The 22869-nt window shown below is 64.4% G+C and carries 21 protein-coding genes; 18 read left to right on the top strand and 3 right to left on the bottom strand.

Features of this window, described 5'->3' with window-relative positions; translation table 11 throughout:
- Positions 1-13: 13 nt before the first annotated feature.
- The 13 genes from A2J02_RS14055 (at position 14) to nuoN (ending at position 15016) form a co-directional block, all read left to right on the top strand.
- Positions 14-568 carry a NuoB/complex I 20 kDa subunit family protein gene (locus A2J02_RS14055; RefSeq protein WP_068050739.1) on the top strand — a complete coding sequence of 185 codons (555 nt, stop codon included), beginning with the start codon at positions 14-16 and terminating at the stop codon, positions 566-568.
- Entirely contained in the window at positions 565-1227 is a 663-nt protein-coding gene (locus A2J02_RS14050) for an NADH-quinone oxidoreductase subunit C (protein WP_068050738.1), read from the top strand. The genes A2J02_RS14055 and A2J02_RS14050 overlap by 4 nt, the downstream gene beginning before the upstream one ends.
- Positions 1227-2525 (top strand): NADH dehydrogenase (quinone) subunit D, encoded by a 1299-nt coding sequence (gene nuoD, locus A2J02_RS14045; RefSeq protein WP_068050737.1) that lies wholly within the window; start codon positions 1227-1229, stop codon positions 2523-2525. Before A2J02_RS14050 ends, nuoD begins: the two co-directional genes overlap by 1 nt.
- A complete protein-coding gene (gene nuoE, locus A2J02_RS14040) occupies positions 2522-3310 on the top strand; it encodes an NADH-quinone oxidoreductase subunit NuoE (RefSeq protein WP_068050736.1) in 789 nt (262 codons plus the stop codon). Before nuoD ends, nuoE begins: the two co-directional genes overlap by 4 nt.
- A gap of 106 nt (positions 3311-3416) precedes the next feature.
- A complete protein-coding gene (nuoF, locus tag A2J02_RS14035; RefSeq protein ID WP_068050735.1) occupies positions 3417-4718 on the top strand; it encodes an NADH-quinone oxidoreductase subunit NuoF in 1302 nt (433 codons plus the stop codon).
- Positions 4715-7150, top strand: a complete 2436-nt coding sequence (locus A2J02_RS14030; RefSeq protein WP_068050734.1) for an NADH-quinone oxidoreductase subunit G — start codon at positions 4715-4717, stop codon at positions 7148-7150. Before nuoF ends, A2J02_RS14030 begins: the two co-directional genes overlap by 4 nt.
- On the top strand, positions 7147-8457 hold the full coding sequence (gene nuoH / locus A2J02_RS14025) for an NADH-quinone oxidoreductase subunit NuoH (RefSeq protein WP_068050733.1): 1311 nt from the start codon (positions 7147-7149) through the stop codon (positions 8455-8457). Before A2J02_RS14030 ends, nuoH begins: the two co-directional genes overlap by 4 nt.
- The gene (nuoI, locus tag A2J02_RS14020; RefSeq protein ID WP_068050732.1) at positions 8450-8995 is read left to right on the top strand and encodes an NADH-quinone oxidoreductase subunit NuoI; all 546 of its coding nucleotides are present in this window, start codon (positions 8450-8452) and stop codon (positions 8993-8995) included. The genes nuoH and nuoI overlap by 8 nt, the downstream gene beginning before the upstream one ends.
- A complete protein-coding gene (locus A2J02_RS14015; RefSeq protein ID WP_068050731.1) occupies positions 8992-9744 on the top strand; it encodes an NADH-quinone oxidoreductase subunit J in 753 nt (250 codons plus the stop codon). The genes nuoI and A2J02_RS14015 overlap by 4 nt, the downstream gene beginning before the upstream one ends.
- Complete coding sequence (nuoK, locus tag A2J02_RS14010; protein WP_068050730.1) at positions 9741-10040, top strand: NADH-quinone oxidoreductase subunit NuoK; 300 nt, start codon at positions 9741-9743, stop codon at positions 10038-10040. Before A2J02_RS14015 ends, nuoK begins: the two co-directional genes overlap by 4 nt.
- Positions 10041-10053: 13 nt before the next feature.
- Positions 10054-11922, top strand: coding sequence for an NADH-quinone oxidoreductase subunit L (gene nuoL, locus A2J02_RS14005; protein WP_068050729.1), 1869 nt, complete (start codon positions 10054-10056; stop codon positions 11920-11922).
- A 35-nt stretch (positions 11923-11957) separates the two neighbouring features.
- Positions 11958-13457 carry an NADH-quinone oxidoreductase subunit M gene (locus A2J02_RS14000; RefSeq protein WP_068050742.1) on the top strand — a complete coding sequence of 500 codons (1500 nt, stop codon included), beginning with the start codon at positions 11958-11960 and terminating at the stop codon, positions 13455-13457.
- On the top strand, positions 13454-15016 hold the full coding sequence (gene nuoN / locus A2J02_RS13995) for an NADH-quinone oxidoreductase subunit NuoN (protein ID WP_068050728.1): 1563 nt from the start codon (positions 13454-13456) through the stop codon (positions 15014-15016). The genes A2J02_RS14000 and nuoN overlap by 4 nt, the downstream gene beginning before the upstream one ends.
- Before the next feature lie 11 nt (positions 15017-15027).
- Here the strand turns inward: nuoN and A2J02_RS13990 are convergent, their stop codons facing one another.
- Positions 15028-15507, bottom strand: a complete 480-nt coding sequence (locus A2J02_RS13990; protein ID WP_068050727.1) for a DUF4188 domain-containing protein — start codon at positions 15505-15507, stop codon at positions 15028-15030.
- 76 nt (positions 15508-15583) lie between these two features.
- On the opposite strand from A2J02_RS13990, the gene A2J02_RS13985 reads away from it, so the two are divergent.
- Positions 15584-16177, top strand: a complete 594-nt coding sequence (locus A2J02_RS13985; RefSeq protein WP_068050726.1) for a TetR/AcrR family transcriptional regulator — start codon at positions 15584-15586, stop codon at positions 16175-16177.
- Here A2J02_RS13985 and A2J02_RS13980 read toward each other — a convergent pair.
- Together A2J02_RS13980 and A2J02_RS13975 are read right to left on the bottom strand one after the other, a co-directional pair.
- Positions 16171-17091 carry a YdcF family protein gene (locus A2J02_RS13980; protein WP_082899035.1) on the bottom strand — a complete coding sequence of 307 codons (921 nt, stop codon included), beginning with the start codon at positions 17089-17091 and terminating at the stop codon, positions 16171-16173. The two genes, A2J02_RS13985 and A2J02_RS13980, sit on opposite strands and share 7 nt — an antisense overlap.
- A 126-nt stretch (positions 17092-17217) precedes the next feature.
- The gene (locus tag A2J02_RS13975) at positions 17218-17472 is read right to left on the bottom strand and encodes a hypothetical protein (protein ID WP_068050740.1); all 255 of its coding nucleotides are present in this window, start codon (positions 17470-17472) and stop codon (positions 17218-17220) included.
- Positions 17473-17751: 279 nt separating this feature from the next.
- Here A2J02_RS13975 and A2J02_RS13970 point away from each other — a divergent pair, with 279 nt between their 5' ends.
- The 4 genes from A2J02_RS13970 to A2J02_RS13955 form a co-directional block, all read left to right on the top strand.
- A complete protein-coding gene (locus A2J02_RS13970) occupies positions 17752-19242 on the top strand; it encodes an aldehyde dehydrogenase family protein (protein WP_442971475.1) in 1491 nt (496 codons plus the stop codon).
- 25 nt (positions 19243-19267) lie between these two features.
- On the top strand, positions 19268-20779 hold the full coding sequence (locus A2J02_RS13965; RefSeq protein ID WP_068050724.1) for an APC family permease: 1512 nt from the start codon (positions 19268-19270) through the stop codon (positions 20777-20779).
- A 12-nt stretch (positions 20780-20791) separates the two neighbouring features.
- Complete coding sequence (locus tag A2J02_RS13960; RefSeq protein ID WP_068050723.1) at positions 20792-22339, top strand: GMC family oxidoreductase; 1548 nt, start codon at positions 20792-20794, stop codon at positions 22337-22339.
- On the top strand, positions 22329-22869 hold a 541-nt coding region (locus tag A2J02_RS13955; RefSeq protein WP_231893999.1), incomplete at its 3' end, for a Crp/Fnr family transcriptional regulator. The genes A2J02_RS13960 and A2J02_RS13955, both read left to right, overlap by 11 nt.

The following is a 22869-nucleotide window of genomic DNA, read 5'->3' as shown; positions in this document are numbered from 1 at the left end:
AAGAGTGTGATCGATGGGACTCGAAGAGAAGCTACCCAGCGGATTTCTGCTGACCACCGTAGAGGGGTTGGCCGGATACGCTCGTAAGGGTTCGTTGTGGCCCGCGACCTTCGGTCTCGCGTGCTGCGCGATCGAGATGATGGCCACCACCTCCGGTCGGTTCGATCTCGCGCGATTCGGCATGGAAGCGTTCCGTGCGTCTCCGCGACAGGCGGACCTGATGATCGTGGCAGGCCGTGTCAGCCAGAAGATGGCACCCGTGCTGCGGCAGGTGTACGACCAGATGGCGGAACCGAAATGGGTCCTGGCCATGGGCGTTTGCGCGTCCTCGGGCGGAATGTTCAACAACTATGCGGTGGTGCAGGGCGTCGACCACATCGTTCCCGTCGACATCTATCTACCCGGTTGTCCGCCCCGACCCGAGATGCTGCTCAACGCAATCTTGGAGCTGCACAAAAAGATTCAGCAGATGCCGCTGGGTGTCAATCGCGAGCAGGTGCGCGCGGCCGCCGAGGCTGCGGCGTTGGCGTCCACCCCGACCATCGATCTGAAGGGGCTGCTGAGATGACGCCGCACGGACCCCGCGGAATGTTCGGCGTCCGGGGGAGCGGTGACACCTCCGGCTACGGCCGGTTGCAGCCGCCGTTGGCATCGGTGGACACGGCTGTCCGGCCCTACGGCAGCTACTTCGACGCCGTGGTCGATCGATTGGCCGCGGTCCTCGACACCGGTGACGCGGCCGTGCCGTTCGAGGACGCCGTCGAGCGTGCCGTGATCTTTCGCGACGAACTGACGCTGCATCTCTCGCGAGAACACGTGCCCGCCGTGGCCCGCGCTCTCCGTGACGACGAGGAACTGAGATTCGAATTGTGCACCGGGGCATCGGGTGTGCACTACCCCGATCAGGTCGGCCGGGAACTGCGCGCGGTCTACCATCTGGTGTCCATCACCCACGGACGCCGCCTGCGACTCGAAGTCGCTGTGCCCGATTCGGATCCGCACACACCGTCGCTCTGTGCGGTCTATCCGACCAACGACTGGCACGAACGCGAGGTCTACGACTTCTTCGGCATCGTGTTCGACGGTCATCCCGCGCTGACGCGGATCGAGATGCCGGACGACTGGGTCGGACACCCGCAACGCAAGGACTATCCCCTGGGCGGAATTCCCATCGAGTACAAGGGCGCTCGGGTCGCGCCTCCCAACGAGCGCAGGTCGTACAACTGATGAGCGCAACGGACGAAACCATTTATGCAGTGTCGGGCCAGGACTGGGACGACGTGGTCGAACTTGCGCGCGGGTCGACCACGGAACGCATCGTGGTCAACATGGGTCCGCAGCACCCGTCCACCCATGGTGTGCTTCGGTTGATTCTCGAGATCGAAGGCGAGACCGTCACCGAGGCCCGGTGTGGAATCGGGTACCTGCACACCGGTATCGAGAAGAATCTCGAGTATCGCAACTGGACTCAGGGCGTCACGTTCGTCACTCGGATGGACTATCTCTCGCCCTTCTTCAACGAGACCGCGTACTGCCTAGGGGTGGAGAAGCTGCTCGACATCACCGACGACATTCCCGAGCGCGCGACGGTGATCCGGGTGATGCTGATGGAGCTCAATCGGATCTCGTCGCACCTCGTTGCATTGGCCACGGGTGGAATGGAATTGGGTGCCGTGACGGCGATGCTGTTCGGCTTCCGGGAGCGCGAGCTGATTCTCGATGTCTTCGAGGCCATCACCGGACTCCGAATGAACCACGCCTACATCCGTCCCGGCGGCTTGTCTCAGGACCTGCCCGCCGATGCGATCGACAAGGTTCGCGAGTTGCTGCGGGTTCTTCCCGGACGGCTACGCGATCTCGAACTCATGCTCAACGACAACCCGATCTGGAAGGCCAGAACCGAGAACGTCGGCTACCTGGACCTCACTGGATGCATGGCCCTTGGCGTCACCGGGCCGGTGCTCCGATCGACCGGACTTCCCTACGATCTGCGCCGGTCCGACCCCTACTGCGGGTACGAGAACTACGAGTTCGATGTCGTCACCGACACCGGATGCGACTGCTACGGGCGCTATCTGATTCGCGTCGAAGAGATGAAGGAATCGCTCAAGATCGTCGAGCAGACTCTCGATCGTCTTCGGCCCGGACCGGTGGTCATCGACGACAAGAAGATCGCCTGGCCGGCCGAACTCGTCTCCGGACCCGATGGTCTCGGCAATTCTCAGGACCACGTGCGCACCATCATGGACACCTCGATGGAGTCGTTGATCCACCACTTCAAATTGGTGACCGAGGGCATGCGTGTGCCGGCGGGCCAAGTGCTGTCCACGGTGGAATCGCCGCGAGGCGAACTGGGTGTGCACATCGTCAGTGACGGTGGAACTCGGCCGTACCGAGTGCATTTCAGAGACCCCTCCTTCACCAACCTGCAGGCGGTTGCCGCGATGTGCGAGGGCGGCATGATCTCCGACGTCATCGCTGCCGTCGCCAGTATCGATCCGGTGATGGGCGGGGTGGACCGATGACCACGCCACGCTCGGAGCCGGTGCTCGTCCAACTCGGAGCCCGCCCCGAGGAAGCAGTACAACTGGTCGGCCCCGACACACGTGCGTCCTATCCCGCCGACGTTCGTGCCCGCCTGCGTGCCGACGCCGACATCGTCCTCGCCCGTTATCCTCAGGCCAGATCGGCGTTGCTACCGCTGCTGCACCTGGTGCAATCCGAGGACGGATATCTCACGCCGGCCGGAATCGAATTCTGTTCCGACATACTCGATCTCACCGGAGCAGAGGTCACCGCGGTCGCGACCTTCTACTCGATGTACCGCCGCGAGCCCACCGGAAACTACCGGGTGGGAGTGTGCACCAACACCCTGTGCGCCGTCATGGGCGGCGACGCCATCATGGACGCCCTGCGGGATCACCTCGAGATCGACCACGGCGGAACCACCGCCGACGGCACCATCACCCTCGAGCACATCGAGTGCAACGCCGCCTGCGACTTCGCGCCGGTGATGATGGTCAACTGGGAATTCTTCGACAACAGAACTCCGGCGTCGGCGCGGGAACTGGTCGACGCGCTTCGATCCGGCGCTCAGGTGACCCCGACCCGCGGCGCTCCGCTGTGCACGTTCCGCGAGACCGAGCGAATTCTGGCCGGCTTCGCCGACGACCGACCGGGGGCACTCGAATCTACCGTCAGCGCAGGCGAAGCCAGTCTCGCCGGCCTGCGGTACGCCCGCGAGCACTCGATGACGGCTCCCCAGGCCGTTGCCGGCTCCCCGGACGACCATCCCGATCTCGGTTCCTAAGCAGTGGCGGAAACGGTGCGCGAGAAACCGGCTCCGGCACCCTCGGCGACCGTTCCGCCGCAGCCGAACACCACCGAAACCGACCCACCGACGAAGGGGAAATGACATGGCCCTGACGCCGGTGCTGAGCGAGTTCTGGGACGAGAAGGACTCGTGGACACTCGACACCTACCGCAGTCACGACGGCTATCGGGGGCTCGAGAAGGCCCTCGCCATGGACCCCGACGATCTCATCGCGTTCGTCAAGGACTCCGGCCTGCGCGGCCGTGGCGGGGCGGGATTCCCCACCGGAACGAAGTGGAGCTTCATTCCACAGGGTGACGGGAAAGCTCACTATCTGGTGGTCAACGCCGACGAGTCGGAGCCGGGCACCTGCAAGGACATGCCCTTGATGATGGCGAGCCCGCACACGTTGATCGAAGGAATCATCATCGCGGCCTACGCAATACGTGCATCGCACGCATTCGTCTACGTTCGCGGCGAAGTGGTACCGGTGCTGCGCAGACTGCAGGCCGCAGTTGCCGAGGCCTACGCCGCCGGCTACCTGGGCAAGAACCTCCTCGGATCGGGGTTCGACCTCGAGCTGGTGATCCATGCCGGGGCCGGGGCCTACATCTGCGGCGAGGAGACGGCGCTGCTCGACTCGCTGGAGGGGCGACGAGGTCAACCCCGACTGCGTCCACCGTTCCCTGCGGTGGCGGGCCTGTACGCGCGGCCGACGGTGGTCAACAACGTCGAATCCATCGCCAGCGTCCCGGTGATCCTGCGCAAGGGCATCGAATGGTTCCGGTCGATGGGAAGCGAGAAGTCACCCGGGTTCACCCTCTACTCGATCTCCGGCCACGTGTGTCGGCCCGGCCAGTACGAGGCCCCGCTGGGCATCACTCTGCGGGAACTGCTGGACTACGCGGGCGGTATCCGGACCGGTCACGAGCTCAAGTTCTGGACACCGGGAGGATCGTCGACACCGATGTTCACCGGCGAACACCTGGACGTGCCGCTCGACTACGAGGGCGTCGGTGCCGCCGGATCGATGTTGGGTACCAAGGCCTTGCAGATCTTCGACGACACGACCTGCGTCGTGCGAGCAGTGTTGCGATGGACGGAGTTCTACGCTCACGAATCCTGCGGCAAATGCACGCCGTGCCGAGAAGGAACCTACTGGTTGGTGCAGATACTGCGCCGCCTCGACGGCGGAACCGGTACCGAAGCCGACCTCACGACACTGCTCGACATCGCGGACGGCATCGCCGGAAAATCGTTCTGCGCGTTGGGAGACGGAGCCGCAAGCCCGATCGTGTCCTCGCTGAAGTACTTCCGCGACGAATACATCCGACACGTCACCGAACAGGCATGCCCATTCGATCCACACCGATCGACCCTGATGGCAGAGGAGCTGACGTCATGACGGCACAGACGGAGCAATCGGTCACTCCGGTCGAAATGGTGACACTGACCATCGACGACCACGAGATCAGTGTTCCCAAGGGCACGTTGGTGATTCGCGCCGCCGAGCTGATGGGCGTGCAGATTCCGCGCTTCTGCGATCACCCGCTGCTCGATCCGGTGGGGGCGTGCCGGCAATGCCTGGTCGACGTCGAAGGGCAGCGCAAGCCGTTGGCGTCCTGCACCACGACAGTGGCCGAGGGCATGATCGTGCGCACCCAAGTGACATCGGAGTCGGCGGAGAAGGCGCAACGCGGCGTCATGGAGCTGCTGCTGATCAACCATCCGCTCGATTGCCCGGTGTGTGACAAGGGCGGTGAGTGTCCGCTGCAGAACCAGGCGATGGCTGCGGGCCGGGCCGAGTCCAGGTTCGTCGAGACCAAACGCACGTACCCCAAGCCGATTCCGCTGTCGGCCGAGGTGTTGCTGGACCGCGAACGGTGCGTCCTGTGTGCGCGATGCACTCGCTACGCAGCTCAAGTGGCCGGCGATCCGTCCATCGAGCTACTCGAACGTGGTGCGATTCAACAGGTGGGGATCTTCGGCGACGAGCCGTTCGACTCCTACTTCTCGGGCAACACCGTGCAGATCTGTCCGGTGGGTGCGCTGACCAACACCGAGTATCGGTTCCGGGCGCGCCCGTACGACCTCACCTCGTCGCCGAGCGTGTGCGAGCACTGCGCAGGGGGCTGTGCTCAACGCACGGACCATCGACGTGGGAAGGTCCTGCGACGGCTGGCCGGTGACGATCCCCAGGTCAACGAGGAATGGAACTGCGACAAGGGCCGGTGGGCATTCAAGTACGCCACCGAACCCGACCGCATCACCTCGCCGATGATCCGCGACGAATCCGGGGAGTTGATCGAAACGTCGTGGTCGGCTGCATTGGCGGCTGCGGCAACGGGATTGGCCGGGTCGGTCGGACGTGCCGCGGTACTCGTGGGCGGACGATCGACTCTCGAAGACTCCTACGCCTATGCCAAGTTCGCCCGAAAAGTTCTGGCCACCAACGACATCGACTTCCGCAATCGGGATCACAGCGCCGAGGAAGCAAGTTTCCTGGCCGGTCGTATCGCGGCGACCGGGTTGGGGGTCACCTACTCCGATCTCGAGAACGCCCCCGTGGTGCTGCTGGTCGGCTTCGAGCCCGAGGAAGAGTCACCCCTGGTGTTCCTGAGGCTGCGTAAGGCGCACCGCACGAGCGCAGTGGTGGTGGCATCGATCGCGCCGTTCTCCACCCGGGGCCTACGGAAGCTGGACGGCGTCCTGCTGCAGTCGGTTCCCGGCGAGGAGCCGGGCTGGCTCGATGCGTTGCACGTCGGCGATCGCGGCACCGAATCGATTGCACACCTCCTCCGGGAGCCCGGTGCGATCGTTCTCGTGGGCGAGCGGCTCGGCTGCGTTCCCGGTGGTCTGGCGGCGGCATCGAAACTGGCGGACGACACCGGCGCGAGTCTGGCCTGGATTCCTCGACGCGCCGGCGAACGCGGTGCGCTCGACGCAGGGGCGCTGCCGAACGTCCTGCCCGGCGGGCGTCCTGTTGCCGATGCGGCTGCGCGCGCCGAGGTGGCCGCGGTCTGGGGAGTGCCCGAGTTGCCGGCGGAGGTGGGCCGCGACACCGCAGCGATCCTGGCCGACACAGGACCGGATCGCGCTCTGGTCACGGCGGGAATCGATCTCGACGATCTGCCGGACCCCCGGGAGGCACTCGACGCATTGGACCGATCGGCGTTCGTGATGAGCCTCGAACTGCGCCACAGCGCGGTCACCGAGCGGGCCGACGTGGTGTTCCCAGTGGCACCGGTGGTCGACAAGTCGGGAACTTTCGTCGACTGGGAAGGCCGACCCCGTACGTTCGACACTGCACTCGGTGCAGGCGCGGTGATGCCGGATCAACGCATCCTCGACGCCATCGCCGCGCAGATGGGCGTCGAACTGGCCGTGCCCGACGCGGCAGCGGTACGCGCCGAGTTGGCTCGCCTCGGTGTGTGGAACGGCCCGCGCACCGCGGTGGCCCGGGTGGCACCCCGCGCGGACGTTCCGACCCTCGGTCCGGGACAGGCGATTCTGGCCACGTGGCGGATGCTCATCGATGCGGGACGAATGCAGGATGGGGAGGACAATCTCGCCGCGACCGGTCGCGCACCTACCGTTCGGCTGTCTGCGGCAACGGCCTCGGCGACCGGAGCCGAGACCGGCGATCTGGTGAGTGTTGCGACGGACCATGGCTCGATCACGTTGCCGCTGACGATCACCGATCTGCCCGACACCGTGGTGTGGATACCGATGAACTCGCCCGGTTCGACGGTGTATCGCTCGCTGGGTGTTCGGTCCGGCGCAGTGGTGAGTATCCGTCGCAGTTCTGCGGAACGACCCCAAGGTGGGCAGTCATGATCGTGGCCGCGCCGACCGATCTGTCGATGTTCGGCAACGACCCGTGGTGGTTGGTTGTCGGTAAAGCCCTGGCGGTCTTCGTCTTCCTGGTGTTGACGCCGCTGGTCGCGATCTACGCCGAACGCAAGATCATGGCGTGGATGCAGATGCGGGTGGGGCCCAACCGGGTGGGCCCGTGGGGTCTGTTGCAGTCGCTGATGGACGGGATCAAGCTGGCGTTGAAGGAGGGGATCACTCCGACCGGCGTCGACAAGCCGATTTACGTTCTGGCTCCGATCATTTCGGTGGTTCCTGCGTTCATGGCCTTCGCCGTGATTCCGTTCGGTCCCGAGGTGTCGGTGTTCGGTACGACGACGCCGCTGCAGATGACCGACCTGCCGGTGGGTGTTCTGTACATTCTCGCGGTCACGTCGGTGGGTGTGTACGGGATCGTGTTGGCGGGGTGGGCGTCGGGTTCGACCTATCCGCTGCTCGGTGCGCTGCGTTCGACGGCACAGGTGATTTCCTACGAGGTCGCGATGGGCCTGTCGTTCGCGGCGGTCTTCCTGTACGCCGGGACCATGTCGACTTCCGGAATCGTTGCTGCGCAACAGAACACCTGGTACGTGTTTCTGCTGCTGCCGTCGTTCCTGGTGTACGTGACGGCGATGGTCGGCGAAACCAACCGCGCTCCGTTCGATCTGCCCGAGGCGGAGGGTGAGCTGGTGGGCGGATTCCACACGGAGTACTCGTCTCTCCGTTTCGCCATGTTCATGCTCGCCGAGTACATCAACATGGTCACCGTGTCGGCACTCGCGACCACGCTGTTCCTCGGTGGCTGGCAGGCTCCGATTCCGTTGAGTCTGTGGAGCGGTGCCAATTCGGGGTGGTGGCCGGTGCTGTGGTTCACCCTCAAGGTCTGGGTGTTCCTGTTCGTGTTCATCTGGCTGCGTTCGACGCTGCCGAGGCTGCGCTACGACCAGTTCATGAACTTCGGCTGGAAGATTCTCATTCCGGTTGCCCTGATCTGGGTCATGGTGATCGCGACGGTGCGGGTACTCGGGGCCGATCGGTACGACGTACCAGTGGTCACGTTCGGCGTGTCGATGATCTTCGCGGTGGCCGTGCTGGGTGCGTTGCTGCTGATGGTGCGCAGGCGTGCACGAGAACGGAACGTGCCGCCTCCTGTACCCGTCGCCGAGTTCGATGCTGTGGCAGGCGGATTCCCGATACCTCCCATTCCCACGCAGGGCTCGACTTTTCCGAGCCGGCACGCCGGTGTGCGCTCACCCGCCGCCAGGTCACCGAAGGAGAACGCCGATGCCTGAATTTCTCGGTCCCATAGCCGGTTTCGGGGTCACCTTCGCGACGATGTTCAAGAAGGCCGAGACGGAGTTGTATCCGGAAGAGAAGAAGCCGACAGAGGTTCGCTACCACGGTCGTCATCAGCTCAATCGGTACGCCGACGGTCTCGAGAAGTGCATCGGCTGCGAGCTTTGCGCGTGGGCCTGCCCGGCCGACGCCATCTACGTCGAAGGGGCCGACAACACCGAGACCGAGAGGTTCTCTCCGGGTGAGCGCTACGGCGGGGTCTATCAGATCAATTACCTGCGGTGCATCGGGTGTGGATTGTGTGTGGAGGCCTGCCCGACCAGGGCTCTCACGATGACCAACGAGTACGAACTCGCCGGTGACAACCGAGCCGATCTGATCTACGAGAAGGACTCCCTGCTGGCTCCGCTCGAGCCGGACATGGTGGCCCCGCCGCACGCGATGGCTCCGGGCCGTTCGGCGGAGGACTACTACCGCGGCATCGTCACCGGCGATGAGAAAACAAACGAAACCGAGGGCGGTCCGGTTCGATGACTGCCATCGCTCAGCTCGCCCTCGAGGCCACGTCCACCGGTGAGGCAGTGCAGTTCTGGACCCTCGGCGTCGTAGCCGTCATCGGTGCACTCGGCGTGGTGGTGAGTACCAAAGCCGTCTACTCGGCATTGTTCCTCGCTGCAACGATGGTGGTGCTGGCGACCTTCTACATGGCGCAGGGGGCGTTGTTCCTCGGTGTCGTGCAGATCGTCGTCTACACCGGTGCGGTCATGATGCTGTTCCTGTTCGTGCTGATGCTCGTCGGAGTCGACACCTCGGAGTCGCTGACCGAAACCCTGCGCGGGCACCGCATCGCGGCCGTCGTCATCGGAATCGGTTTCGGGCTGTTGATCATCGGGGTGCTGCTGCGCGATTCGGTCCGGAGCGGTCGGCTCGACTTCGCCGGTCTCGACGCCGTCAACTCCACCGGAAACGTCGAGGGCCTGGCCGAGCTGATCTTCGTCGAGTACGTGTGGGCGTTCGAGTTGACCGGGGCACTGCTGATCACTGCCACCATCGGGGCGATGATTCTGGCGCACCGGGAAGCTCTGGGGCCGGTCAAGGGTCAGCGAGAAATGGCCCGGGATCGATTCCGCGATGGTTCGAGGGTGACACCGTTGCCGAGTCCGGGGGTGTACGCCCGCCACAACGGGGTGGATCGCCGCGCTCTGTTGCCCGACGGAACCGAATCCGAGTCCTCCGTCAATGCCATGTTTGCGGATCCTCGGATCGAGCGTGACGAGCGATGAATCCGGAGAACTATCTCTACCTGTCCGTTCTGCTGTTCACGATCGGCGCGGCAGGCGTGATAGTCAGGCGCAACGCCATCATCGTGTTCATGTGTATCGAATTGATGCTCAACGCAGTCAATCTCGCGTTCGTGACGTTCTCCCGCATGCACGGCAATCTCGACGGGCAGTTGTTCGCGTTCTTCACCATGGTGGTCGGCGCTGTCGCGGTGGTGGTGGGCCTGGCCATCATCATGGCCATCTTCCGTTCTCGGCGTTCTATCTCCATGGACGAGAATTCACTGATGAAGAACTGACGGGGGAACAACGATGTCGATCCTGTGGCTTCTTCCGGCTCTGCCGGCGTTCGGTGCGGCGTTCCTGTTGCTCGGTGGCCGGCGCTGCAACTCCTGGGGGCATCTGGTCGCGACGGCGGCAGCGGTGTCGTCGTTCGTGGTGGCCGCGGTGGTGTTCGCCTCGATGCTCGGGCGTGACGAGTCGAACAGGATGCTCACCCAGACCCTGTTTCGGTGGGTTCCGGTCGACGAACTGCAGGTCGACTTCGGCTTGCGCGCAGATCAACTGTCGATCTGTTTCGTCCTGCTGATCACCGGAGTCGGGTCGCTCATTCACGTGTACTCGATCGGCTACATGAGCCACGACGCCGAGCGGCGGCGCTTCTTCGCGTACCTCAACCTGTTTCTCGCCGCCATGCTGCTGCTTGTTCTGGCCGACAACTTCCTGGGCCTCTACCTGGGGTGGGAGGGAGTCGGTCTGGCGTCGTATCTGCTGATCGGCTTCTGGCAGCACAAGCCGTCGGCTGCATCGGCTGCCCGAAAAGCGTTCGTGGTCAACCGAGTCGGTGACATCGGCCTGGCCGTTGCGCTGATGATCATGTTCGTGAACTTCGGCTCCGTGCAGTACGACGACGTGTTCGCCGGAATCGGCGAGGCGAGCGAGTCGGTGGCGACCGCCATGGCGCTGATGTTGCTGTTGGCGGCGTGTGGAAAGTCTGCGCAGGTGCCGCTGCAGTCGTGGCTCGGGGACGCCATGGAGGGCCCGACACCGGTGTCGGCATTGATTCACGCGGCCACGATGGTCACGGCCGGGGTGTATCTCATCGTGCGCTCCGGACCGGTGTTCGAGGCGTCGCCCACCGCCCGCGCGGCCACCGTCACCGTCGGTGCGGTCACCTTGCTGTTCGGTGCCGTCATCGGTTGTGCGAAGGACGACATCAAGAAGGCGCTCGCGGCGTCGACGATGAGTCAGATCGGGTACATGGTGCTCGCGGCCGGGCTCGGCCCCTCCGGTTACGCCTACGCCATCGTGCTGTTGATCTCGCACGGCTTCTTCAAAGCGGGCTTGTTCCTGGGCGCGGGCTCGGTGATGCACGCGATGAACGACGAGACCGACATGCGACGGTTCGGTGGACTCCGCGCCGCGATGCCGATCACGTTCGTCACGTTCGGCCTCGGCTATCTCGCGATCATCGGACTGCCGCCGTTCTCCGGCTTCTTCGCCAAGGATCCGATCATCGAGGTTGCATTCGCCGCCGAGGGAGTGGCAGGTCCGATTCTCGGCTGCGTGACATTGCTCGGTGCAGGGCTGACGGCCTTCTACATGACTCGGGTGATGCTGTTGACGTTCTTCGGTCCGAAACGCTGGTCTGCGCAGGCACATCCGCACGAGGCGACGGCGACGATGACCGTCCCTATGATCGTGTTGGCCGTCGGCTCGGTGGCGTCGGGAGCCTTCCTCGCGGTGGGTGGGCGCCTCGAGGCATGGCTGGAACCGGTGGTGGGATCGGAACACGAGGAGCACGCGATTCCGGCCTGGTTGGTCACCGTCGCGGTCCTGGTGGTCGTGCTGGTGGGTGCGAGCATCGCGTACCGCAAGTACATCGCGAACGAGGTTCCGCCGACACCACCCGAGGATGTCTCGCCCCTGACCCGAGCTGCACGTGCCGATCTCTACGGAGATGCCGTCAACGAGGCGGCATTCATGCGGCCAGGGCAGACACTCACGCGCGCACTGGTGCACGCAGACAACGGTATCGACGCCGTCGTGGACGGGGTGGGGAGCTCGATCGGTGGCGCATCGACGCGGTCCGGGCGGCTGCAGACGGGCTATGTGCGGTCGTATGCGTTGGCGATGTTCGCGGGAGCCGTTCTCGTGGTACTGATGGTGGTGGCTCTGTGACGACTCCCTGGTTGACCGTCCTGTGGGTGCTCCCGATGCTCGGTGCGATCGTCGTCGCCCTGGTGCCCGCCGCTCGCCCGACCGTCGCGCGCAGTGTCGCAGTGGGTTTCGCTGCCGGAACACTGGCCGTGTCGGTCGCCCTGGCAGTGTCGTTCGACTCCGGTGGTGATCGGTACCAATTCGTCGAAGACCATTCGTGGATAGCGGCTTTCGGTGCGCGGTACACCCTCGGACTCGATGGAATCGGCCTGGTCCTGGTGTTGCTCACCACCGTTCTCACGCCCTTGCTGCTCGTCGCGGGCTGGTACGACGGCAGTCGCGTCGCGAATTACGGCTCCCGTCGGGTGTCGCACACGTACATGGCGTTGATCCTTGTGGTCGAGTCGATGGTGCTCGTGTCGTTCCTCGCGTTGGACGTGTTGTTGTTCTACATCTTCTTCGAGGCGATGCTGATTCCGATGTACTTCCTCATCGGTGGTTTCGGGGGAGTGCATCGAACGCGCGCCGCGGTGAAGTTCCTGTTGTACAACCTGTTCGGCGGTCTGATCATGTTGGCTGCCGTCATCGGCCTGTACGTGGTGACCGCGCGACCCGACGGGCCTTTCGACGGCGGGACATTCGATCTGCGCGTGATCGCCGACGCGGCGGCATCGGGCGGACTCGGTGTGGATCCGATGGTTCTGAACGCACTGTTCCTCGGCTTCATGTTCGCGTTCGCTATCAAGGCACCGTTGTGGCCGTTCCACTCGTGGCTACCCGACGCCGCAGTGCAGTCCACGCCCGCGACTGCGGTGCTGATGATGTCGGTGGTGGACAAGGTCGGCACGTTCGCGATGCTGCGGTTCTGTCTCGAGCTCTTTCCCGGCTCGTCGCAGACGTTCGCGCCGTGGATCATCACTCTCGCGGTCATCGGCATCGTCTACGGCGCGATACTGGCGATCGGCCAGACCGACATGATGAGACTGATTGCCTACACGTCGATTTCACACTTCGGATTCATCATCCTCGGGATCTTCGCCATGACCGGTCAGAGTCAGGCCGGTGCCACGCTGTACATGGTCAACCATGGAATCTCCACGGCCGCACTGTTCTTGATCGCAGGCTTCCTCGTGTCGCGTCGAGGATCACGAGCGATCGCCGACTACGGCGGTGTGCAGAAGGTGGCACCGGTGCTCGCCGGAACGTTCCTGATCTCGGGACTCGCCACGCTCTCGCTACCCGGCCTCGCCCCGTTCGTGAGCGAATTCCTCGTGCTGATCGGCACGTTCGGTCGATACGGAGTCGCCGCGATAGTGGCCGCCGGAGCCCTCGTGCTGTCGGCGATCTACATACTGTGGCTCTACCAACGCGTCATGACCGGGCCGGTCCGGGAGGGCAACGAGACGGTGCCCGATCTCGTTCGCCGCGAACTGGCCGTGGTGGTGCCGTTGATCGCGTTGCTGATCGTGCTCGGTGTGTATCCGAAACCTGCGCTCGATGTCATCAGCCCGGCAGTGCAATCCACGATCGTCGACAGTTCAGGAGGTCAGCGATGACCACACCCGAGGTGCAGTACGGTCTGCTGGCACCGATGCTGATCGTGTTCTCGGTCGCAGTTCTCGGTGTTCTCGTCGAGGCGTTCGTGCCGCTGCGGGCCCGTCGGATCACGCATCTGGGTCTCGCTCTCGCGGGACTGGTGGCGGCGCTGGCGGCCATCCTGGGTCTGGCAGGCACCGAGGCGTCGGCGATGTCCGGCGCGGTCGCGATCGACGGTCCGACGCTGTTTCTGCAGGGAACCATTGTGCTGGTGTCGATTCCGGCGATCGCGCTGTTGGCGGAGCGCACCGTTGCAGTCACCGGGGCCGGTGCCGAGCGTCGCATCGATTCGTTCACCCCGCAGGCATCGACCACTCCGGGCAGCGTGGCGGAGAAGGAGGCCATCGACGCAGGCGTCGCCCAGACCGAGGTGTTTCCTCTGGCGATGTTCGCGATCGGCGGCATGTTGCTGTTTCCGGCGTCCACGGATCTGTTGACGATGTTCGTGGCGCTGGAGGTGTTGTCGTTGCCGCTGTATCTGCTCTGCGGACTGGCCCGACGACGTCGGTTGCTCTCGCAGGAAGCTGCCCTCAAATACTTTCTGCTGGGCGCGTTCTCGTCCGCATTCTTTCTGTTCGGGGTTGCCTTCCTGTACGGGTACGCCGGAACCGTTCGGTTGGACGGCATCGCCGACGCGATCGCGGAGGACGGTCAGGGCAGATCGCTCGCGCTGATCGGAACCGCCCTGCTCGCGGTGGGTCTGTTGTTCAAGGTCGGTGCTGTGCCGTTCCATTCGTGGATTCCCGACGTCTACCAGGGTGCCCCCACTCCGGTGACAGCTCTGATGGCCACGGTGACCAAGGTCGCGGCGTTCGGTGCGATTCTTCGCATCTTCGGGGTGGCGCTTCCCGGTCTCGAATCGAGTTGGCGGCCGATGCTGTGGGTCGTGGCCATCGCGACCATGGTGCTGGGTTCCGTTGTCGCGGTGACGCAGACCGATGTCAAACGGATGCTGGCGTACTCGTCCGTCGCGCACACCGGATTCATCCTCACCGGAGTGACGGCACTGGGTGATTCGGGTGATGTGGGTGATTCCGGTGTGTCGGCCACGATGTTCTATCTGCTGGCCTATGCCTTCAGCACTCTCGGAGGGTTCGCGATCATCGGGTTGGCGCGCGACGAACGCGGTGAAGTGAGCGATCTGGAACGGTGGGCCGGAATCGGCCGTCGCTCACCGCTGGTCGCGGCAGTGTTCGGGTTGTTCCTGCTCTCGTTCGCCGGCATTCCACTCACCAGTGGGTTCATCGGCAAGTTCGCGGTGTTCAGCGCTGCCTCGGGCGCTGGGGGAGCGGCACTGGTCGTGGTCGGAGTGGTGTGCAGCGCGATTGCAGCGTTCTTCTACGTGCGGGTGATCGTGCTGATGTTCTTCACCGATCCAGGAGAGCGGACCGCCACGATCGTGCGGCCGACGGCGTCGGTGTCGTGCGCGATCGGGGTCTTGGTGGTGGTCACCGTGGCCCTCGGAGTCTTCCCGCAGCCCGTTCTCGACCTGGCTGCGCGTGCCGGGAACTTCCTGTAACCGTCGAGCTGTTACTGCGCAGACTTCATTCGCTGCTTCCACGTGTGCGAGCCGGTACCGACCGGGAGTCCACCGATGGCTCCCGCGAGTCCGAACGTAGGCATGTTGACGTAGATCGCCTCACTGTTCTGTGCTGTCGCGGTATAGGTTTCGTGCCACACTCCGACGTGGCGGGTTGCGGCTACCGATCGATTGAAGGCGCGCCAGGCGGGTGCATGTGGTGCGTCGGGGTCGGAGGCGAACCGGGTGAGGTCCTCGGCGTTGCGCCAATAACTGACCAGCATGGTGGTGCGTCCCAACCACGAGTGGTAGCCGAGCAGCCCGGATGCGGGATCCCGCTCGAGATGGCCGAGCATCCGCGGCATCGCCCGCACCGCAGGTAACCAGGAGCGAACGGCAAGGGGATTGTTGATGCGCATTCCGATGAGGAAGACCGTGACGGTGTCTCGTTCGGATTCGACCGTGGTGCGGCCGTCGATGATGGTTGGCATGACTTGTTCCCGTCCGTTCGAGGATCGAAGCGTTTTGTGACACTGTTATAAAACACCGTTGTGGTAGGTTTCGCAAGTGGCGAGACCAAGAATTCACGACGCCGAGTTGCGGACTCGGCTACTCGAGGCCGCGGCGGAAACCGTTGCGCAGCAGGGCGTCGACTCGTTGTCACTACGTAAACTCGCGGCTGCGCAGAGCACCTCGACCACCGCCATCTACTCACTGTTCGGGGGGCGCGCCGAGCTGCTCGTGGCACTGTTCGCCACGTCGTTCTCGAGCTTCGGGGACGCTCAGCGCGAGGTTCCGGTCACCGGCGATCCCGAGGTCGATCTGCGTGCACTGGCTATCGCGTACCGAGACTGGGCGCTACGCAATCCGCATCTGTACGCGGTGATGTTCGGCGGAGTGCTCGGTTCGATCGATGTATCCGACGAGGCGCAACTCGCATCCGCGGCGATGGACCCGCTTCGGGCGGCGGTGGCACGCGCCGTTGCGGACGGCATCATGGCCGGGGCGCCGGTCGAGTTGATCAGCCACTCGTTCTGGGCGATCGTGCACGGTCTGGTGTCGTTGGAACTGGCGATGCCGACGAACTCCGACGACGAGACCCGTCGTGCGATGTTCGAAGCCGGAACGGAGTCGGTGCTGCGAGGGTGGACGCGTCAGTAGGTGCGCGGGATCCCGAGGATCTTGGTGGCATCGACGGTCATGCCCAACCGTGCCGTCGGAGCGAGTGCAGGCAGATCCGGAAGATCGTCGGGAGTTGCTGTTGCAGCGCCGATCACGTCACCGCCCGCGATCTCGAAGTCGGAGATTGCTCGTCGAAGATGACTGGGGGTCGTCGCCAGCACGAGATCGTCGACGCCGATCTCGGCGGCCAGTGTGGTAGCGCGCTGTGCGTTCTGCACCGTCGAATTCGCGGTCGATTCGATGTGAATGCGGTCGGCCGCGATGCCTTCCTCGACGAGCCATCGCTGCATCGCCTCGGCCTCGGTGACGCCGCTATGCGGATTTCCGCCGGTGACGATGATGGGGGAATCGGGGGAGCGCTCCGCCGCGGCGACGGCCGAGCGGAGACGCTCCACCAACTCCGGGGTCGTGCTGCCGTCGCCGTTCAGGCCCACACCGAGTACCACGATCGCGGTGCGGGGTCCGTTGGTGATCGGGTCGAAGTCGATTGTCTCCGTAGCGGCTTCGTCGATGACGGCGATGGCCCGGTCGACTGCATCGGCGAGGGTGGGAGACAGCGTGTGCAGACGAGCCGAGTGTTGCGCACGCGCATCGGTGTCGGCGGTCGAGTTGGCATAGAACGTCTGCAGCGCTGCCACGTTGGCGTCGTCCGGGGCGACGAGTGCGAGTGCGTCGAGGGCAGCGAAACCGTCGTCGTAGCGGCCCTTCACCAAGGCGTCCTGCGCGCTGTTGTACTGATCTGCGTCGGCCGAGCGGACCGACTCGGCGGCGGTTGCCGGGGCCGACGCCTCGGGATCGGCCACTGCCGTGAACGAGCCGAAACCGACGGCGAGGGCAGCGGCACAGGACACGACGGCAACGCGAACGGTCGGGTGTCCTCGGCCTTGTCGCACTGCTGACGTCCTTCCGAACGGTGACGGGTTTCCGCCACCCTAGCTCAGTTCGGTGCCTGTGTGACTTGAGCGAGCAGAGTTGTTCGAGTTACATGAATGTACTTCTGAGCAGGGATTGTCCTGCCCTCACATCGTGACAGGGGCGCGTCCGCGATCGGCGGGTTCGATGGTCACCTCGGCATCGGGAAGGAACACCCGTTCGGTCGTCGTGGTTCCGTCGACGCCGTCGGTCACCGTCACCGCCACGCTCTCGGCAACCTGGCCTGCGCTCTCGATGAACCCGGTCGCGACACCCTCCTCTATGAGCAGATGATCACCCACCAGGAGAAGAAGTTCGTCCGCCGTCACCGTTCGTCTGCCGCCCACATCTTCGATAGTCATGAATCCCAGCGTAATGCGCTGCGCTGCACTGTGCTGTTGCATGTCCGACACAGTGCCGTCGCATGTTCGACAATCGCAGCAGGAAAAGGGGCGGAGGCCAATGCCTCTCGGCGGGGAGGACGGTATGTTCGCGCATCGGTCCGCGGGAAGACGAGGTTCACGAACGGATCGACGGGACCGCCGGGCGCTGAGGGCATAGCGTAGACACACGACACGACCCCCCATACGGAAGAAGGTGTTTCGGTGACCGACTCCGATGCAGGATTCGACCCGACCGCGCTGCGGCCCTCGTTGTACGTCGACGGGCAGTGGCAGGGATCCGGTGACGGCGGAACCCGAGACATCGTGAACCCCGCGGACGGCAGCACGGTCGCCGTCGTGGACGAGGCAACTCCGGACGCCGCTCTGCGCGCGGTGGCCTCGGCGCGGGCGGCGTTCGACGACGGGCCGTGGCGGTCGGTGACGGTGGGTGAGCGCAGCAATCTGTTGAATCGCATCGCAGATCTGCTCCAGAGAGACAAGGCCGAGCTCGCGCGTATCGAGACTCTCGATACCGGAAAGACGTTCGGCGAGAGTGAAATCGACATAGACGACGTGACGTCGGTCTTCCGCTTCTACGCCGATCTCGCAGTGGTCGAGGCCGATCGTCTGATCGACGTGGACCGACCCGAAATCATCAGCCGAGTGGTGCACGAACCGATCGGCGTCTGCGTCATGATCGCGCCGTGGAACTATCCGCTGCTGCAGATCTCGTGGAAGATCGCCCCGGCGTTGGCGGCCGGCTGCACGATGGTGCTCAAGCCGAGCGAGGTGACTCCGCTCAGCACCATCGCGTTCACCAAGTTGGTGGAAGAAGCCGGAGTGCCGGCCGGTGTGGTCAACCTGCTGCAGGGCAGCGGCGCGGTTCTCGGGGACGCGCTCACCAGGAACCGCGACGTCGACTTCATTTCCTTCACCGGTGGGCTGGCGACAGGTAGGCACATCTTGGCCGCGGCGGCCGAGAACGTCACCAAGGTGGCCGTCGAGCTCGGTGGCAAGAATCCACATATCGTGTTCGCCGACGCGGTGGCCGACGATCAGGCATTCGCCGACTCGGTCGACAACGTCCTGACCGGAGTCTTTCTGCATTCGGGTCAGGTGTGTTCGGCAGGCACCCGACTCATCATCGAAGAATCGGTCGCCGACCGTTTCGTTGCTGCCGTTGCCGAACGTGCGAAGACCATCGTGATCGGCCCGGGTATGGACCCGGCCAGCGAGACCGGACCGCTGGTGTCGCAGGCTCAGCGAGAGAAGATCGCAGCCTTCGTCGCGGGCGGAATCGAAGAGGGTGCGACGTTGGTCATCGGTGGCACCGAACCGGACAATCCGGAACTCGATGCCGGTAGCTACTTTCTGCCCACGATTTTCGACCATTGCGATCGGTCGATGAATATCGTGCAGGAGGAGACATTCGGGCCCATACTCACTGTGGAACGCTTCGACACCGAGGCCGAAGCACTCCTGCTGGGTAACGATACGAATTACGGTCTCGCCGCGGGAGTTCGGACATCCGACGCCGCGCGAGGCGAAAGAATGGTGCGTGGGCTTCGCCATGGAACGGTGTGGCTCAACGACTTCGGTGTCTACACCGCGGCCGCAGAATGGGGCGGTTTCAAGCAATCCGGCAACGGCCGTGAACTCGGTCCGTCCGGAATGTCCGAATATCAAGAGGCGAAGCATATTTGGCACAACACCTCGCCCACGGCGGCGGGGTGGTTCGGCACCCGATAACGAAAAGATCGGAAAGGCCAGGCGCATGGCACTACTGAACGACAGTTCGAGCGGAATGGACGACTTCGGCTACAAGGAGTCACTCGATCGAAGCCTCGGCAAATTCGCCAGCTTCGCTGCGGGCGTCAGCTACATCTCCATTCTCACCGGTACGTTCCAGCTGTTCTATTTCGGATTCGGTGCGGCCGGACCGGCGTATCTGTGGTCGTGGCCTGCAGTGTTCGTCGGTCAGCTATGCGTGGCACTGTGCTTCATGGAACTGGCCGCGAAGTATCCGGTAGCGGGTTCGGTGTACAACTGGGCGAAGTTGTTGGGCCGCAGAATCGTCGGATGGTCTGCGGGCTGGTTGATGCTGACGGCCTCGATCGTGACGCTGTCCGCCGTGGCGCTGGCATTGCAGCTGAATCTGCCCCGTATCTGGAGCGGATTCCAGATCATCGGTGACGGTTCCGGCGCCAGTGATTTCGCGGCCAACGCGGTGCTGCTCGGTGCGATCCTCATCGCCATCACCACGACGATCAATGCGCTCGGGGTCCGGCTGATGGCGATGATCAACAGCGCAGGAGTGTTCATCGAGCTCATCGCGGCCGTGTTGATCGCGATTCTGCTCGCGGCCAACATCAACCGCGGCCCCGAGGTGTTCTTCTCCACCAACGGCTACGGTGCCGGTGAGAGCGGCGGGTACCTCGGAGCCTTCCTGGTGGCGTCGTTGGCGTCGGGCTACGTGATGTACGGCTTCGACACTGCGAGCTCGCTCGGAGAGGAGACCGTCGAACCCCGGCGTACCGCGCCGAAGGCGATCCTGCGCGCCATCCTCGCGTCGTTCGTCATCGGTGGAGCCATCCTGGTGTTCGCCGTCATGGCCGCGCCCGATCTGGACGATCCGTCGCTCGGCAGCCCGGACGGTAGCTTGCAGTCCATCGTCGAAGCCGTGATGTGGGGCCCACTGGGCACCGTCTTCCTCATCTGCATCGTCATCGCGGTCTTCGTCTGCTCGCTGGCGGTGCACACCGCGGCGATCCGGCTCACGTTCGCCATGGCGCGAGACAATGCGTTGCCCTTCGGCGAGAGTCTGGCCAAGGTGAACCCGAAGACCCAGACCCCGGTGGTGCCCGCAGTGACCATCGGCGTGCTGGCCATCGTCATTCTCGTCGTCAACATCGGTCAGCCGCAGATCTTCACCGTCCTCACGTCGATCGCGATCATCATGATCTACCTCGCGTATCTGATGGTCACCGGGCCGCTGTTGGTCAAGCGAATCAAGGGTGAGTGGCCGCCGGAGGACCTGAAGCCCGGCGGGTACTTCACGATGGGCAGGTGGGGCCTGCCGGTGAACATCGCGGCAGTGGTGTGGGGCGCCGGGATGGCGATCAACCTCGCCTGGCCGCGCGAGGCCGTGTACGGAACCCCCTGGTACAACACGTTCGGTGCGTTCGTCTACATCGGCGGCATTCTGGGCGTCGGCCTGCTGTGGTACGCAGTCAAGGGACGCAAGCACATCGGCACTCTGAAATCACATGCCTCCACGGGCGACTAGAAGGAGCGTGCAGTGACAGACACCCAGTTCGATTACGTCGTCGCAGGTGGCGGGACGGCGGGGTGTGTCCTCGCTGCTCGGCTGAGCGAGGACCCCTCCGTCAGTGTCTGCCTCGTCGAAGCAGGGCCGACCGACGTCGGCGACAAGGCGATTCTCGAACTGGCCGAGTGGATGCACTTACTCGACTCCGGCTACGACTGGGACTATCCCGTCGAACCGCAGGAGCGCGGCAACAGCTTCATGCGGCACGCGCGGGCGAGAGTGCTCGGTGGCTGCTCCTCGCACAACTCCTGCATCGCCTTTCACCCGCCGGCGGAAACCCTCGACGATTGGGCGGCTGCGGGCGCGACGGGATGGGGCGCGTCGGACGTCCTTCCGCTCGTCGCGCGAGTCGAGAGCAACGACACCGGTCGCGGCCAGGACGGGCCGGTGCGTATTCGCGACGTGCCACCGAACGATCCGTGCGGTGCGGCAGTGCTCGAATCGGCCGCCGGGATAGGTCTTCCGACGGTCGCATTCAACCGCGGAACGCCGGTACTCAACGGTGCCGGCTGGTTCCAGATCAATGCGGGCGAAGACGGCTTGCGTATGTCGACCTCACACGCCTACCTGCATCCGATCATCGGCACGCGCCCCAACCTGGAGGTGCGAACGGACTGCTGGATCAGCGAGATTCTGATCGACGAATCGCTGACCGCGACCGGAGTGCGGTACCAACGCCCCGATCTCACCGGCTACGACACCGTCTCGGCGCGTCGCGAAGTGATCGTCACCGCCGGTGCCATCGACACGCCGAAGTTGTTGATGCTCTCCGGAATCGGACCGGCGGCACAGTTGCAGGAGATGGGGATCACCGTTCGGGTCGATTCACCCGGAGTGGGCGAGAACCTCGACGACCACGTCGAGGGGCTGGTGTTCTGGGAGGCGAGCAAGCCGATGGTCACCACGTCCTCGCAGTGGTGGGAGATCGGCGTGTTCGCGCAGACCGACGACTCGCTGAACTACCCGGACATCATGATGCATTACGGCAGCGTGCCGTTCGACATGAACACCCTTCGCTGGGGCTACCCGACCCCCGACAACGGTTTCTGTCTCACGCCCAACGTCACCCAGGGGCGCTCGCGGGGCACTGTTCGGTTGCGCAGCAGGGATTTTCGCGATCGGGCAAAGGTGGACCCGCGTTACTTCACCGACTCCGACGGCCACGACGACGCGGTGATGCTCGCCGGTCTGAAGCTGGCTCGTCGGATTGCCGCGGACGGTCCGCTCGCAGGCTGGATCGAACGAGAGCTTGCTCCCGGACCCGATGCTGTCACCGACGACGACCTGCTGGACTACGTGCACAAGACCCACAACACGGTCTATCACCCGGCAGGCACGGCGCGAATGGGATCGGTGGACGACACCATGGCCGTGCTGGATCCCGAGTTGCGCGTCAAGGGCATCGCGCACCTGCGCGTGGTCGACGCGTCGGCGATGCCGAAGCTGCCGTACGTCAATCCCAACATCACGGTGATGACCATGGCGGAGAAATGCGCCGACCTGATCCGTGGCGGATAGATCGGAGCTGGCCGAATTTCTCGGCGCGCATCCACCGTTTCAGGGCGCGTCACCGGCAGTCCTGGCCGAGCTGGCTGCCTCGGCCGTCGAACGCGAGTACGGCGGTGGGGCATGGGTTGTGGACCCTCCGCGGACCGACGTCTCGGCAGCTGCCGACACCGTATGGGTGGTGCGCACCGGGCGTGTGGTGATCACGCACCCGGATGCCACCTCTCCCACCGAGGTGCCGATCGACACCATCGGGCCCGGTGGTGTCTTCGGCTTCTCGGCTCTGCTCTCCGGCGGAACCGTCGAATTCCGTGCGCGAGCAACGGAACCGAGCATCGTGATTCGATTGCCAGGCGAGCTGATTCGGCCGTTGTTCGCGACGCCGACCGGCCTGGCGTTCCTGGCCGACGCCGTCACCTCGGCCACCGCGCACCGCGGCGGGCCGGTCGAGGGGAGTGCGGGCCGCACCGTCGGTGAATTACTCTCGGCCCCAGCGGTGTTCACGCCCGTCGGCACCACCGTTCGAGATGCCGTCCGGCACA

The organism is Rhodococcus sp. EPR-147 (assembly GCF_001647185.1).
Lineage (GTDB): Bacteria > Actinomycetota > Actinomycetes > Mycobacteriales > Mycobacteriaceae > Rhodococcoides.
This window is presented reverse-complemented; position numbering and strand designations above follow the sequence as displayed.